This is a genomic window from Sinomonas sp., assembly GCF_036848755.1.
Classification (GTDB): Bacteria; Actinomycetota; Actinomycetes; order Actinomycetales; family Micrococcaceae; genus Sinomonas.
On the sequence record NZ_DAIUJO010000104.1, the window covers coordinates 1 to 13315 of the forward strand.

General features: G+C 70.1%; 15 protein-coding genes. 7 read left to right on the forward strand and 8 right to left on the reverse strand.

Translation table 11 applies throughout. The annotated features are described in order from the left end of the window. The first annotated feature begins 2 nt into the window (after window positions 1-2). From rpmJ to truA, 6 genes are all read left to right on the forward strand, one after another. On the forward strand, window positions 3-89 hold the full coding sequence (gene rpmJ, locus V7053_RS14810) for a 50S ribosomal protein L36 (RefSeq protein ID WP_334173050.1): 87 nt from the start codon (window positions 3-5) through the stop codon (window positions 87-89). Window positions 90-270: 181 nt separating this feature from the next. Next, the gene (gene rpsM / locus V7053_RS14815) at window positions 271-648 is read left to right on the forward strand and encodes a 30S ribosomal protein S13 (RefSeq protein WP_066499470.1); all 378 of its coding nucleotides are present in this window, start codon (window positions 271-273) and stop codon (window positions 646-648) included. Window positions 649-682: 34 nt separating this feature from the next. Then, on the forward strand, window positions 683-1087 hold the full coding sequence (gene rpsK / locus V7053_RS14820; RefSeq protein WP_043120112.1) for a 30S ribosomal protein S11: 405 nt from the start codon (window positions 683-685) through the stop codon (window positions 1085-1087). A gap of 126 nt (window positions 1088-1213) precedes the next feature. Further along, a complete protein-coding gene (locus V7053_RS14825) occupies window positions 1214-2224 on the forward strand; it encodes a DNA-directed RNA polymerase subunit alpha (RefSeq protein ID WP_138442257.1) in 1011 nt (336 codons plus the stop codon). 63 nt (window positions 2225-2287) lie between these two features. After that, a complete protein-coding gene (gene rplQ, locus V7053_RS14830) occupies window positions 2288-2911 on the forward strand; it encodes a 50S ribosomal protein L17 (RefSeq protein WP_334173040.1) in 624 nt (207 codons plus the stop codon). A 45-nt stretch (window positions 2912-2956) separates the two neighbouring features. Continuing rightward, window positions 2957-3886 (forward strand): tRNA pseudouridine(38-40) synthase TruA, encoded by a 930-nt coding sequence (truA, locus tag V7053_RS14835; RefSeq protein WP_334173041.1) that lies wholly within the window; start codon window positions 2957-2959, stop codon window positions 3884-3886. A 10-nt stretch (window positions 3887-3896) separates the two neighbouring features. On the opposite strand, the gene V7053_RS14840 is transcribed toward truA, so the two are convergent. Further along, a complete protein-coding gene (locus tag V7053_RS14840) occupies window positions 3897-5573 on the reverse strand; it encodes a sensor histidine kinase (protein WP_334173042.1) in 1677 nt (558 codons plus the stop codon). A gap of 130 nt (window positions 5574-5703) precedes the next feature. Between V7053_RS14840 and V7053_RS14845 the strand changes: the two genes are divergently transcribed. After that, entirely contained in the window at window positions 5704-6525 is an 822-nt protein-coding gene (locus V7053_RS14845; protein WP_334173043.1) for a response regulator transcription factor, read from the forward strand. A 48-nt stretch (window positions 6526-6573) separates the two neighbouring features. On the opposite strand, the gene V7053_RS14850 is transcribed toward V7053_RS14845, so the two are convergent. The 7 genes from V7053_RS14850 to V7053_RS14880 form a co-directional block, all read right to left on the reverse strand. Then, entirely contained in the window at window positions 6574-6972 is a 399-nt protein-coding gene (locus V7053_RS14850; protein ID WP_334173044.1) for an Hpt domain-containing protein, read from the reverse strand. A gap of 24 nt (window positions 6973-6996) precedes the next feature. After that, complete coding sequence (locus V7053_RS14855) at window positions 6997-7887, reverse strand: type II secretion system F family protein (RefSeq protein WP_334173045.1); 891 nt, start codon at window positions 7885-7887, stop codon at window positions 6997-6999. A gap of 10 nt (window positions 7888-7897) precedes the next feature. Beyond that, window positions 7898-8830 (reverse strand): type II secretion system F family protein, encoded by a 933-nt coding sequence (locus V7053_RS14860; protein ID WP_334173046.1) that lies wholly within the window; start codon window positions 8828-8830, stop codon window positions 7898-7900. Then, a complete protein-coding gene (locus V7053_RS14865) occupies window positions 8821-10287 on the reverse strand; it encodes a CpaF family protein (protein WP_443022628.1) in 1467 nt (488 codons plus the stop codon). The genes V7053_RS14860 and V7053_RS14865 overlap by 10 nt, the downstream gene beginning before the upstream one ends. Further along, window positions 10284-11483, reverse strand: a complete 1200-nt coding sequence (locus V7053_RS14870; protein ID WP_334173047.1) for an AAA family ATPase — start codon at window positions 11481-11483, stop codon at window positions 10284-10286. Before V7053_RS14870 ends, V7053_RS14865 begins: the two co-directional genes overlap by 4 nt. Beyond that, a complete protein-coding gene (gene cpaB, locus V7053_RS14875; RefSeq protein ID WP_334173048.1) occupies window positions 11480-12199 on the reverse strand; it encodes a Flp pilus assembly protein CpaB in 720 nt (239 codons plus the stop codon). The genes V7053_RS14870 and cpaB overlap by 4 nt, the downstream gene beginning before the upstream one ends. Window positions 12200-12233: 34 nt before the next feature. Next, a partial coding sequence (locus V7053_RS14880) for a pilus assembly protein TadG-related protein (protein ID WP_334173049.1) occupies window positions 12234-13315 on the reverse strand: 1082 nt, incomplete at its 5' end.

Genomic DNA, 13315 nt, shown 5'->3' on the forward strand with positions numbered 1-13315 from the left:
AGATCTGCGACAAGTGCAAGGTGATCCGCCGCAACGGTCGGGTCATGGTGATCTGCGAGAACCCGCGCCACAAGCAGCGCCAGGGCTGATCTCCCTTCGGGGAAACCAGCTCGGGCGGCGCCCACGCAATAAATAGAGAAGGCAGCACAAGCTGCGCTGGGACGAACAACAGAGCCCGGACAGCTAACCCCCGGCCCGGAGGCTGGGGCCGCACGGCCAGTGCGGGTGTACTGCCTACGACCTCCGGACAACACAAGGAGAACCGCCACTATGGCTCGTCTCGCTGGCGTTGACATTCCCCGCGAAAAGCGGCTGGAAATCGCGCTTACTTACATTTACGGCGTGGGTCGCACCCGTGCGAAGGAGACGCTCGCTGCCACCGGCATCAGCGCGGACGTCCGCGTGAAGGACCTCACGGATGCCGAGCTGGTCCAGCTGCGTGACTACATCGAGGGCAACTACAAGGTTGAGGGTGACCTTCGCCGCGAGGTGGCCGCTGACATCCGCCGCAAGGTCGAGATCGGCAGCTACGAAGGCCTGCGTCACCGCCGCGGCCTCCCGGTGCGCGGCCAGCGCACCAAGACCAACGCCCGTACCCGCAAGGGTCCGAAGCGGACCGTCGCCGGCAAGAAGAAGGCCGGCCGCTGATCGCGGCTAGCGTCACCAAGAAGTAGGAGTACTCATGCCCCCGAAGACTCGTGCGACCTCGGTCCGCAAGCCGCGTCGCAAGGACAAGAAGAACATCGCGCTCGGTCAGGCGCACATCAAGAGCACGTTCAACAACACGATCGTTTCGATCACGGATCCCTCGGGCGCCGTGATCTCGTGGGCCTCGGCCGGCGAGGTCGGCTTCAAGGGCTCGCGCAAGTCGACCCCGTACGCCGCCCAGCAGGCCGCCGAGTCCGCCGCGAAGCGTGCGCAGGAGCACGGCCTCCGCAAGGTCGACGTGTTCGTCAAGGGCCCGGGCTCGGGCCGCGAGACCGCGATCCGCGCCCTTCAGGCCGCGGGCCTCGAGGTTGGCTCCATCCAGGACGTCACCCCGAGCGCACACAACGGCTGCCGCCCCCCGAAGCGCCGCCGCGTCTAACTGGTTGTCGAAGGTCCTGGCCGGCCGAGGGGCACCTCGGCCGGCCAGAGGCCCGTTACTTAGTCAGACCGTTTTCCATCCATCTGTGTTGCGTCATATAGCGGATGCTCGCTGAAAGGAAACTACGTGCTTATTGCACAGCGCCCCACACTGTCTGAAGAAGTGGTGTCCGACAACCGCAGCCGATTCGTCATCGAGCCGCTGGAGCCCGGTTTCGGATACACGCTCGGCAACTCGCTGCGCCGCACCCTGCTGTCCTCGATCCCGGGGGCTGCAGTCACCAGCATCCGGATCGACGGCGTGCTGCACGAATTCACCACGGTTCCCGGGGTCAAGGAAGATGTCACCGAGATCATCCTGAACCTCAAGAGCCTGTCCATCTCCTCGGACCAGGACGAGCCGGTCGTCGCCTACCTGCGCAAGCAGGGCCCGGGCGTCGTGACCGCAGCGGACATCGCTCCGCCGGCCGGTGTGGAGATCCACAACCCGGATCTGCACATCGCGACGCTCAACTCGAAGGGCAAGTTCGAGCTCGAGCTCACGATCGAGCGCGGCCGCGGCTACGTCTCGGCGGCCCAGAACAAGTCCGCCGACGCGGAGATCGGTCGGATCCCTGTCGACTCGATCTACTCGCCCGTGCTGAAGGTCACCTTCCGCGTCGAGGCGACCCGTGTCGAGCAGCGCACCGACTTCGATCGCCTGATCGTGGACGTCGAGACGAAGCCGGCGATCAAGCCGCGCGACGCCGTCGCCTCCGCGGGCACGACGCTCGTCGAGCTCTTCGGCCTCGCCCGTGAGCTCAACACGGCGGCCGAGGGCATCGAGATCGGTCCGTCCCCGACGGACGCCGCGCTCGCTGCGGACATGGCCCTCCCGATCGAGGACCTGGACCTGACCGTGCGCTCGTACAACTGCCTCAAGCGCGAGGGCATCCACACCGTGGGTGAGCTCGTGGCGCGCTCCGAGGCCGATCTGATGGACATCCGGAACTTCGGTGCCAAGTCCATCGACGAGGTCAAGGCCAAGCTCACCGAGCTCGGCCTCTCCCTCAAGGACTCGCCTCCAGGTTTCGATCTCGCCGCTCGCGCTGCAGCGATCGACGAGGACGAGGCCCCGTTCGGCGACGACGACCTCTAAGCCACCATGAATTGACCGCGGCCGGGTAGATCCCGGCGGCGGCTCACCCGAGGAGAAACTACTATGCCTGCACCCGCCAAGGGTCCGCGTCTGGGCGGTGGCCCGGCGCACGAGCGCCTCATGCTCAACAACCTTGCCGCTGCGCTCTTCGAGCACAAGCGGATCACCACGACCGTGACGAAGGCCAAGCGCCTCCGCCCGGTCGCCGAGCGCCTCATCACGTTCGCGAAGCGCGGCGACCTCGCCTCGCGTCGTCGTGTCCAGGCGGCCATCTCGGCCCGCACCAACACCAACAAGGGCATCATCCACGAGCTCTTCACGGAGATTGCCCCGCAGCTCGCAGAGCGCGATGGCGGCTACACCCGCATCACCAAGATCGGCAACCGCAAGGGCGACAACGCTCCCATGGCGGTCATCGAGCTCGTGCTCGAGCCGGTTTCGGCGAAGCAGGCTGTCGTCCGTGAGGCCGAGGGTGCTGCGCAGCGCGCCGCCGCCCCGAAGGCCGAGCCCGCTGTTGAGGCGGAGACCCCCGCCGAGGACGTCACCGAGGCTCCCGCCGAGGAGACGGCCACCGAGGCTCCGGCCGAGGAGACGGCCACCGAGGCTCCGGCCGAGGCTGAGGCCGAGGAGACCCCGGCTGCTGAGGCCGAGGCTCCCGCCGAAGAGGCCGAGGGCGACGCCAAGTAAGTCCCGCCGTCGGGCGCCCCGAGCGGCGCCGATAGACTGGGGCGCATGAGCGCAGAGAAGGCCCCCGTTCCCGATCCCGGGAACGGGGGCCTTCCCGCGTCTGGGGGCGGGGGCGCCGCGAGCGTGAGGGTTCGCCTCGACGTGGCGTACGACGGCGGCCCGTTCAGCGGGTGGGCAGTCCAGCCGGGCTTGCCGACAGTCCAAGGGTGCCTCGAGGAGGCGCTCGCCCTCATCCTCCGGCGTCCGGTGCGCGTCGTCGTCGCCGGCCGCACAGACGCCGGGGTCCACGCCCGCGGCCAGGTGGTCCACGTGGACCTCAGCGACCAGGAATGGGAGCGCCTCCCGCGCCGCTCCGACTCCGGGCCCGAAGAGGTCCTCGCCCGCCGCCTCCGCGGGGCCCTCAGCAGGGTCCTCGGGGAGGAGACGGGCGCGATCGAGGTGCGCCGCGCCGTCGTCCCTCCCGCCGGCTTCGACGCGCGCTTCTCCGCCCTGTGGCGCCGCTATTCATACCGCATCGCCGACCGCCCCCAGCATTGGGATCCGACCCTCCGCGGGATCACGCTGTGGCACAAGGCTGCACTCGACGTCGGGCGGATGAACGGCGCGGCCGCGCAACTGCTCGGACTCCAGGACTTCCTGGCTTTCTGCAAGCCGCGCGAGGGCTCCACCACGGTTCGCGAACTGCAGGACTTCTCGTTCGAGCGGACCCCCGAAGGCGTCGTCGTGGTCCACGTGCGCGCCGACGCGTTCTGCCACAACATGGTTCGGGCGCTCGTCGGCTCGGCCCTGCGGGTGGGGGAGGGCCTCGAACGCCCCGAGTGGCTGCACGAGCGCATGCTCGCCCGGGTCCGGGATGCGAAGACGAAGCTCGCCCCGGCCCACCCGCTCGTCCTCGAGGAGGTCGGATACCCCGACACCGCGGAGGAGTTGGCGGCGCGCGCCGAGCAGACCCGCGCGCTGCGGGATCCGGCTTAGCGAGGAACGACTAGTCCGAGGCGCTCGCCTCATCGGAGGGCCCGGAAGCCGGCAGGTACAGCGTGAACACGCTCCCTCGCCCGGACTCGCTCACCACCTCGAGACGGCCCCCGTGCCGCTCGGCGATCCAGCTGCACAGGGCGAGGCCCAGGCCCACCCCGGGGATGTCGGACCGCCTCGCCTCGGACGTCCGGAAGAATCTCTCGAAGATCCGCTCGCGATCGTCCTCCGAAATGCCCATGCCGCTGTCGCGCACCTCGATCGCGATCCAGCCGTCGGAGTGCGCGGCCCGCAGGGTGATCGTGCCCCCATCCGGGGAGTACTTGATCGCGTTGGAGAGCAGATTGTCCACGGCTTGCCCCACGCGCAGGGGGTCGATGCGTGCCCACAGCGATTCCTCGAGCTCGACGGCGAGCTGGACCCCCGCGGCCACGGCCGAGAGCCGGGCCGCGTCGGCTCGGCCCTCGAGGACGGGCCGCAGGTCGGCGAACCCGAGGCGTACTGGGATCGCGTTCGACGACGACGCGACGAGGTCCGCGGCGAGGTCCAGGAGCCGTTCGGCGCTGCGCTCGGCGACTTCGAGCCGGAGCCGGTCGTCGGGGGTCAGGTTCTCGGATTCGAGCACGAGGTCGAGGTTGCCGAGGACGGCAGTGAGCGGCGAGCGGAACTCGTGGGCGACCGTCCGGACCAGTTCGGCCTTGTCGTCCACGGCCGTCGCGAGGGCGGTCACGTCTCCGAACGCGACGACGGCGCCTCCCTCGGGTCCCTCGACGGGCCGGGCGACGACGGACAGCGCGATCGCGTCCGGTCCCGTTCCGAGCCAGAACACCTCGCCGTCGATCCGCTCGCCCGCGGCCGCGCGGACCAACGGCCACCGTTCTCGGGGAACGGGGGTGCGCCGGTCCTGGGCCAAGAACGGCAGCCTGGCTCGCCCGCCGCTCATCGCCGGAATCCAGCCCGAGGCCGCCAAGACCTCGCGGAAGCGCCGGTTGGACCGGACCGGAGCGCCGTCAGGCCCGACGGCGACGATCCCCACGTTGACGGCGTCGAGGATCGTCGAGAGGAGCCGCTCCGTGGACTGGGACTCGGCCAGCAGCTTCCGGAGCTGCTCTCTCTGGGCGCGGAGCATGCGCTCCTGGATGCGGAGCCCCGCAGTCGCCGCGCGGATCGCGACCGCGACGGTCAGCATGAGGACCGGCAGCAGGAGCGAGTAGCTCACCCCTGCGGGAAAGCCTCTCCTCACCGCGTCCGTGAGCGTCGGGGCGGTGATGAGGAGCGGCCCGACGAAGCACGTCACGAGCATCCAGACGACCGACCGCATGGACGCCGCGACCCAGATGACGGGGAAGACGGCGAGGGTGCCGAGCCCCTGGAGCGTCCCGTCGCCGGCATTGCGGATGAGCCCGATCGAGACGAGGTCCGCGATCGGGATGAGGAGGACCGCCTGGTCGGGGAGCCGATCCCACGGAACCGTGAGGCACGCGGCGCCCGCAGCGCACACGATGAGGAACCCCGCGACAATGAGCGGCCGCGCGGATTCGCTGTTCCACGGTCCCGGCGCGGCGACCGCCACGATGACGATGGCGGCGACGAGGGGGAGTTGCCACAGCGCAACTCTCGACGTCGAGCGAAGGCGTTTGAGGTATCTCTGCGCGCGCTGGACGACCGCCTGTTCGTTGGCCGACACGTAGCTCCTTCCCGCTACCCCCCTTTATGACACATCCGCTGGTGTGATATTTGCCCCAGTAATGAGAATATGACACGAGATATACCCTTGAATGACAAGGGCTGTCGATGCGGGGACAGGAGAGACAGCGATGGACGACTTAGGCGTGGCCTTGGTGGTCGAGGATGACGACGACGTGCGGCATCTCGTTGAGGACGTCCTGCGGCAGGCGGGATTCGAGGTGATGAGCGCCTCGACGGGCCGGGAAGGCGCCGAGATCGCGCGGCGCGAGGACCCGGCCGTCGTCACGCTCGACCTCGGCCTGCCCGATATCGACGGCTTCGAGGTCCTCAGGCGGATCAGGACGTCGAGCGACGCGTATGTCGTGATGCTGACCGCGCGTGACGAGGAACCTGACACCCTGCTCGCGCTCCAGTCCGGGGCCGACGACTATCTCACCAAGCCCTTCCGCCCCCGCGAGCTCCGCGCCCGCATCGCGGCGATGATGCGACGGCCCCGCGTCGGCGTTGCGTCCCCAGCGCCGGGCACACCGCCCGCGGCCGCTTCCGCCGCCGGGGAGCCGACGCTCGCGAACACGCACGTCCGCGCGTCGCCGGGGCGGACGACGCCGGCACGCCCGGACCCGCTGTTCCGGCACCGGGGGCTCACGCTGGACCCCCGCACGCGAACCGCGCTCCTCGCGGGCCAGGAGCTGGACCTGACCCGCACGGAGTTCGATCTCCTGCACGCCCTCCTGCGAGCGGGCGGCGCCGTGATTCCGCGGGCCGAGCTCGTGCGCGTGTCGCGAGGCGAGCGCTTCCGCGAGGACTCCTACGTGAGCGAGGCGGACGAGCGGGCCGTGGAGGTCCATCTCGGCAACCTGCGGCGCAAGCTCGGTGACGACCCGCGGCAGCCGAAATGGCTCGTCACCGTCCGCGGCGTCGGCTATCGGCTCGCGCCGGCGGCTTCCTGAACCACCCTCGCTCCGGGGAACCGGGACGGCCGGGGCGCAACCGGGCGGTCACGCGCTCGGCGAGCTCCCGCCGTCGTCCGCCACGAGCACCGCGACGGTGCGTTCGCCGCACTCGACAGTCTGGGGGAGGAGCCGCGCAGCGGCGGCCGTGCCCTCGGCGCGCAAGTGGCGCTCGAGGCTGCACGCGAGGCCAGCGAGGCGAGCCGCGCCGACCATGGTCGAGGAGGTCCGCAGGCTCAGCGCGGCGTCGTGGGCGGCGTCGTAGTCGTTCCGCCCGAGCGCGGCGCTGAGGCTGTCGCGGCGCTTCGGCCAGATCCGCACGAAGTCGCGCGCGAATGACGCCGCCGACTCCGGGCCCACATCCTCGGCGAGGACCCGCAGGGCAATGGGGTCGACGAGCGGCAGTGCATCCCCCGTCTCTTCGGACGGAATGCCGGGTGCCGTCATGACCGTCTCCTTCCGGCTCATACGCTACCGCCCCGAGAGAGTAGCGATCGTGTTGATGACCGCGGGTCCGAGGATCGCGATGAACAGCACTGGGAAGATGAAGAAGAGCAACGGGAAGAGCACCTTGACGGGGAGCTTCATCGCCTGTTCCTCGGCGCGCTGGCGGCGCTTGACGCGCATGGCCTTGGCCTGGATGCGGAGCACCCGGGCGATCGCGATGCCGTACGCGTCGGCCTGGACGATGGCCTGTACGAACGTGCGCACCTCCGGCGCGGTCGTGCGTTCCGCGAGGCCGAGGTAGGCCTCGCGCCGGGAACGGCCGACCTGCATGTCCTGCAGGGTACGCACGAGTTCCTCGGAGAGCGGCCCCTTGCCGTTCGAGCTGGCCCGGGCCAGGGCCGCTTCGAAGCCGAGACCGGCTTCGACCGAGATGAGGAGTTGGTCCAGGGTGTTGGGGAGGTCCCGCTGGATGGTCGTCTGGCGCTCCATGCCGCGGCTCAGCAGCATGAGGTCGGGCACCATGTACCCGAAGATCACGAGGAACAGCGCGATGAGCCGGAACGTCGGGGCCCCGCCGAGCGAGACGATCAGCATCCCGAGCACCGCGCCGACGACGCCGAGGGCCGGCTTCGCTGCGAGCAGGCGCCCGAGCGGGAGGGAGGCCGGCCGGCCCGCGAGGGCGAGGAGCCGGTCGAGCCGGCGCACATAGGCGGCCGGGGTCAGGCGCCGAGTGATCCGCTCGAGGAGGCTGCTGAGGCCCGAGTCGGACTCGGACGCCGCCACGAGAGGGGTGATGCCGCGCCCGAGGTTGGTCTGGATGGCGCGGACCTCACGCCGGTCAACGGAGAGCGCGGACCACAGCAGCGCTGCGGCCGCCACGCCGACGAGGGCGGCTGCGAAGAGGGGAATGGCCATCGGTGCCTTCCTAGAACTTGATCTGGATGATCTTGCGGAGCCAGAAGCCGCCGATGCCCATGAGGACGATCGAGGCGGCGATCATGGCCCAGCCGAGCGGATTCGTGAACATCGGCGTCATGTAGGTGGGGTTGACCAGCATGAGGAGCACGACGATCCCCACCGGCAGCGCCATGAGGATGTACGCGGAGAACTTGCCTTCCGCGGCGAGGGCCGAGATGTGTCCCTTGATCTCACTGCGCTCGCGGATGGTCTCGTTGACCTGGTCGAGCACGTCGGCGAGGTTGCCGCCGACCTCGCGGTTGATCTGGATCGCCTGCGCGACCCACACGAAGTCCTGGTTCTCCATGCGGGACGCCGTGTCCTCGAGGGAAGCGAGCAGGTCGCGGCCGAGCGCCGTCTCGTGCACGATGCGGCGCATCTCGTGGGCCGTCGGCTGCGGGCTCTCGGCGGCGGCGGCGTCGATCGCGCGCAGGATGCTGTGCCCGGCGCGGAGGCCGCCGGCGAGGAGGTTGAGCGTGTCGGCGAGCTGGGTGTCGAACCTCTTCCGGCGCCCGGAGATGCGGAACCGGACCACGAACTGCGGAACCAGAGGGGCAATGACCGCGAGCAGGAGGCCGAGCGCGAGGCTGCCCCCGAGGAGTCCGAGCGCGATGCCGGCCGCCATCCCGGCGATGACCCAGATGAGCAGGTCGCCCTGACGGACGTGGAGGCCGGCGACGTCGAGCAGTTCGGGGGAGACGACGCGGAAGCGCCGCCCCGAGATCCATTCCTGGAGGGCGTCCGCGAACCCGGCCGCGGCGCGGCTGAACGCTCCGTCGTTGGCGACGACGGCGGGCCGCCTGCGGGAGGCGGGGAGCGCCCGGTGCCCCGGGCGGAGCACGAGCACCGCGGAGACGAGGCCACCGGCGAGGATGAGGCCGCAGCCGAGCATCACTTCCATGGCTGCTGCTCCTCGTCGCGTCGCGGCGCGGTGAAGATTCCGGGTCGGACGTGGATCCCCAGGTCCTCGAAACGCTCGAGGAAGCGCGGGCGGACGCCGCTTGCGATGGCGCTTCCACGGAAGCGGCCATTCGCGTCGACGCCGGCCGCGTAATCGAAGACGAACGCGTCCTGGAGGGTCACGATCTCGCCCTCCATGCCCTGGACCTCGGTGATGTGCGTGATGCGGCGCGACCCGTCCCGCATGCGCGAGATCTGCACGATGAGGTTCACGGCCGAGGCGATCTGCTCGCGGATGGCACGCAGCGGGAGGTCCATGCCCGCCATGAGCACGAGGGTCTCGAGACGGGCGATCGCGTCCCGGGGCGAGTTCGAGTGGACGGTCGAGAGCGAGCCGTCGTGGCCCGTGTTCATGGCCTGGAGCATGTCGAGCGATTCCCCGCCGCGGACCTCACCGACCACGATCCGGTCGGGGCGCATACGGAGCGAGTTGCGGACGAGGTCGCGGATGGAGACCTGGCCCTTGCCCTCCGTGTTCGGCGGCCGGCTCTCGAGCCGGACCACGTGATCCTGCTGGAGCTGGAGCTCGACGGCGTCCTCGATCGTGACGATGCGTTCGTCGTCGGGGATGAAGGAGGAGAGGACGTTGAGGAGCGTCGTCTTCCCCGTGCCGGTACCTCCCGAGACGATGATGTTGAGCTTGGCCTTGACGCACGCCTGGAGGAGTTCGGCCATCTCGAGCGTGAGGCTCCCGAAGCCGATGAGGTCCCGCACCGTGAGCGGGACCTTGCCGAACTTGCGGATGGTGAGCGAGGAGCCGCCGACCGCGAGGGGCGGGATCACTGCGTTGACGCGCGAGCCGTCGGCGAGGCGGGCGTCCACGAGGGGCGACGACTCGTCGATGCGGCGGCCGACGCGGGAGACGATGCGCTCGATGACGGTGCGGAGCTGGGCCTCGGAGGTGAACCGCAGCTCCGAGAGCTGGAGCTTGCCCTTGCGCTCGATGTAGATCTGGTCGTGGCGGTTGACCATGATCTCCGTGACGTCGTCGTCGTCGAGCAGACGCTGGAGCGGGCCGTAGCCGAGGACGTCGTCCTCGATATCGCGCAGGAGGCGGGAACGCTCGGTTGCGCTGAGCGGGACGTGCTCCTCGTCGATGACGTGGGTGAGCTCGTCGCGGGCCGCCGAGCGCAGCTCCTCCTCGGTGGCGCCCGAGTCGCCGAAGCGCGAGCCCATGCGCTCGAACAGGGCGTCCGCGGCTCGCTGCTTGAGTCCCGCGAGGGCGTCCGAGGGGAGCTGCCGGGCCGCGCCCGGCACCGGCGGCAGGGCGAAGGCGGGGAGGTCGGGTCCTGCGGGGTCGACGACGTCGACCGCGGAGCCCGGTGCGGGCGTCGCCGCGGCGGGTGCCGCCGGGGCCGGACGACCCTCGGCGATGCCGATGCGCTCGGAGAGCTTCACGAGACCACAACCCTTCGGTGGAGACGGCGGCGCGCTTTCGCGATGCCGTCGGGAGTGAACCGGTCGACGACGTCGCCGAGGGCGGACGTTGCCTTGTCACGGCGGCTGGACTGGAGGACCGGGACGCCGCGGTTGGTCGAGTAGGAGACCCAGCGAGAGCGTGGGACGCTCACGTCCACGGGGACGCCGACGGTTGCCTCGACGTCGCGCACGCTCAGGCCAGCCTTCGAGTCGGCCATGTTGATCACGAGGTGGCGCGTCTCGGGCAGGAGCCCGAGGCGGCCCAGGACGTCGAGGCTCGAACGCAGGCCGCGCACGCCCGGGACGTCCATGCCGGTGACCCACACGCCGTCCGTGCACTCCTCGAGCGCCGAGAGCGTGCACTCGCCGAGGCCCGGCGCGGTGTCCACGACGACGTACTCGAACTGGTCCGCGAGCTGGCGGATGAGGCGCGCGACCTGATCGGGCGTGATGTGGTCCGCCTCGACGGGATCGCGGGGCGCGCACAGGGCATAGATCCCGGCCGGGTGGAGTGTGAGGAACGCCTTGAGCACGAGGGAGTCCTGGGCCGCCGCACGGGAGACGCCGTCCGTGACGGTGTGCTCGGGGTCGAGGTCGAGGCCCGAGGCGACGTCACCGAACTGGAGGTCGAGGTCGACGATCACGACGTTCATCGGCGCGACCTTGCCGAGTCCGACCGCGATGTTCGTCGCGAGGGTCGTCTTGCCGACGCCGCCCTTGGGCGAGAAGACGCCGATGACGCGCCCCCGGTGATCGTCGGTGGGGGTCGGGACGCTCGATTCGCGGCGCCGCCCCTCCGAAGTCTGCACAGAGCGCTGGAGGACGACCCGCAGCTGCTCCGGCTCGACGTTCGCGGAGACCACGTCGCGGATGCCGGCCCGCATGGCCTGGAGCATGAGTTCGGCGTCCGCCTCCGCTGCCAGCAGGACCGAGACATCGGGGAAGCGGACGTCGAAGACCGTTGCGAGCCGCAGCGCGCCGTCGAGCGGGACGCCGGGACCGAGGACGACGACGGCGGGCCGCACCCCGCCGAGCAGGTCGAAGATCTGCTCGGGCTGCTCGGGGAGTTCCGCGGTGGCGACGGTGTGAACGCCGCCCGGGAGGGCGCCGTCGACCGCTCCCCGCATGCGCTCCGCGAAGTCGGGGCTCGGGGTGATCAGGACGAAGCGACTCATTGGTACACCTTCGATCGGTCGATCGGGTTCGGGGTCGTCTGCGGGAGGTTGGGCTGTTCCTTGCTGAGCCAGATGGTGCCCCACTGGGCGGCGAAGACGATCTTCGTGGCCTGAACGTCGTTGACCGCGACGGTCAGCGTGATGTTGCCCGTGGCCGGCTTGGAGTTGTCCGTCGGCTCAGTGACGCCCTGGACCGAGGTGATGAGCACCGAGTGGTACGCGAGCGCCGTGCTCTCAGGGCCGCCCGTCGGGATCGCGCCGTGGTCGAACGAGAGGAAGATACCCACCGTGTCGCCCGCCTGGAGCTTGCCGCCCACCGCTCGATCCGCGCTGATCGAGAACGAGACCTGCTGGAGGCCCGCCGGCACCGCCACCGAGCCAGGCGCGGTCAGGGTGCTCGGGTCTGCGAGGTGGTCCGACAGGAGCTGCTCGCCCGGCTGCATGGCCGCCGAGACGACCTTGCCCGAGGTCCCGTCGAGGGAGTGCAGCGCCGTCGGCGCGACCGCGCTCGCCGGGAGCGACTTGAGCTGCACCGAGTCACTGATATTCGCCGCAGGCGTGCCCTGGGGGATGGGCTTCGTGACGACCAGGACGTCGGTCGGCTTCATTCCGGCCTGCGCGCGGGCGTCGGCGCCGTTGGCGTATGAGATCACCAGCACGACGCCGAGGATGGCCGCGACGAGGGCGGCGGCGCCGGCAACGAGTCTGGACTTCACGATGCTCCTGAGTTCTGTGGTTCGGTGGGGGTTGTCAGTTGGTGAGCTTGACGATGGTCGCGCCGAAGCTCGACGAGGGGCCGAGCTGGTAGACGCTGTCGAGGTCGACGTAGGTGATGAACTGGCCAATGATCCCCCGGCAGCTGCCGGTGCAGGCCAGGGCCGAGGAACCGTTCGGGTTCTGGTTGTTGTACACGGCCGGGCTGTTGCTGCCGAAGTTCCACCCGATGACACTGAACGCAGCGAAGCCCACCAGCGTGTAGACGGCGCTTGACCCTGTGCCCGTGACTGCGGTGAACACCGGCAGGAGGACCACGATCCGCTGGCCCGCCTGGAGCGTGTTGACCCAGTTCTGCAAGACGGTGGTGCAGTTCGGGGGCGGGCTGTTGCCCGGGGCGCTGCCGCCCTCGGACGATGCGATGTTGATCGTCGCCCCGCACTGGTTAGGGTCCTGGACGAGCCAGCCGAACCCGCCCGGGACCACTGCCCCCGAAGGACCGTAGTTGCAGCTCGGGTTCGTGCCCGAACCGTGGTCCTCCAGCAGCTGGTAGGCCCCGCCGATCATGCCCTGCACCTGGCACACGGAGAAGGCGAGCGGGAACGGGGCAATGCCCTTGCTGGGGCTGCCCCACGCCGCGGTCGCCGTCGCCCCCAGCGTCGCGCTCGTGATGCCGAGCGTCTGAGCCAGGAACAGCGAGACCGAGCCCGCCTGCATCCCCGGTTGGAGCGGTTGAGTCGCGGCGGTGACCGTCTGTGCGGTGGTGTTGACCGTGAGCGAAGCGATCCCGGCCTGCGCCCGGTACATGTTCGACTGAGCAAGCGAGGTCGCCAGCGTGGAGGTGCTCGTGCACTGCGGGTCCTGAAGCGAAGCGGCGCACTTCTGGGCGACCGCGATGGCCGCAGCGTCCGCGCCGGTCTGAAGCTGCGCGCGCTTCGCGTAGAGCATCCCGCCGTCGACCGCGAGGGCACCCGCCGCGAGCAGCACCGTCAGAAGGAACGCCGCCACCACGGCGACGGCCCCGCGCTCGCGGTCCGCTCCGCCGTCGTACTTCGCGATCAGCCGCCGCACAGCATGACCCCCTTGCCCTGGAGCGGGAAGGTCCCGAAGAAGCCGGT

Bases quoted from the DNA above. Each gene is read 5' to 3' on its own strand.
- V7053_RS14845 (WP_334173043.1), top strand. From the start codon at position 5,704: ATGGACGACTTAGGCGTGGCCTTGGTGGTCGAGGATGACGACGACGTG.
- rpsK (WP_043120112.1), top strand. From the start codon at position 683: ATGCCCCCGAAGACTCGTGCGACCTCGGTCCGCAAGCCGCGTCGCAAG.
- rplQ (WP_334173040.1), top strand. From the start codon at position 2,288: ATGCCTGCACCCGCCAAGGGTCCGCGTCTGGGCGGTGGCCCGGCGCAC.
- truA (WP_334173041.1), top strand. From the start codon at position 2,957: ATGAGCGCAGAGAAGGCCCCCGTTCCCGATCCCGGGAACGGGGGCCTT.
- V7053_RS14870 (WP_334173047.1), bottom strand. From the start codon at position 11,483: ATGAGTCGCTTCGTCCTGATCACCCCGAGCCCCGACTTCGCGGAGCGC.
- rpsM (WP_066499470.1), top strand. From the start codon at position 271: ATGGCTCGTCTCGCTGGCGTTGACATTCCCCGCGAAAAGCGGCTGGAA.
- V7053_RS14855 (WP_334173045.1), bottom strand. From the start codon at position 7,887: ATGGCCATTCCCCTCTTCGCAGCCGCCCTCGTCGGCGTGGCGGCCGCA.
- V7053_RS14860 (WP_334173046.1), bottom strand. From the start codon at position 8,830: ATGGAAGTGATGCTCGGCTGCGGCCTCATCCTCGCCGGTGGCCTCGTC.
- V7053_RS14850 (WP_334173044.1), bottom strand. From the start codon at position 6,972: ATGACGGCACCCGGCATTCCGTCCGAAGAGACGGGGGATGCACTGCCG.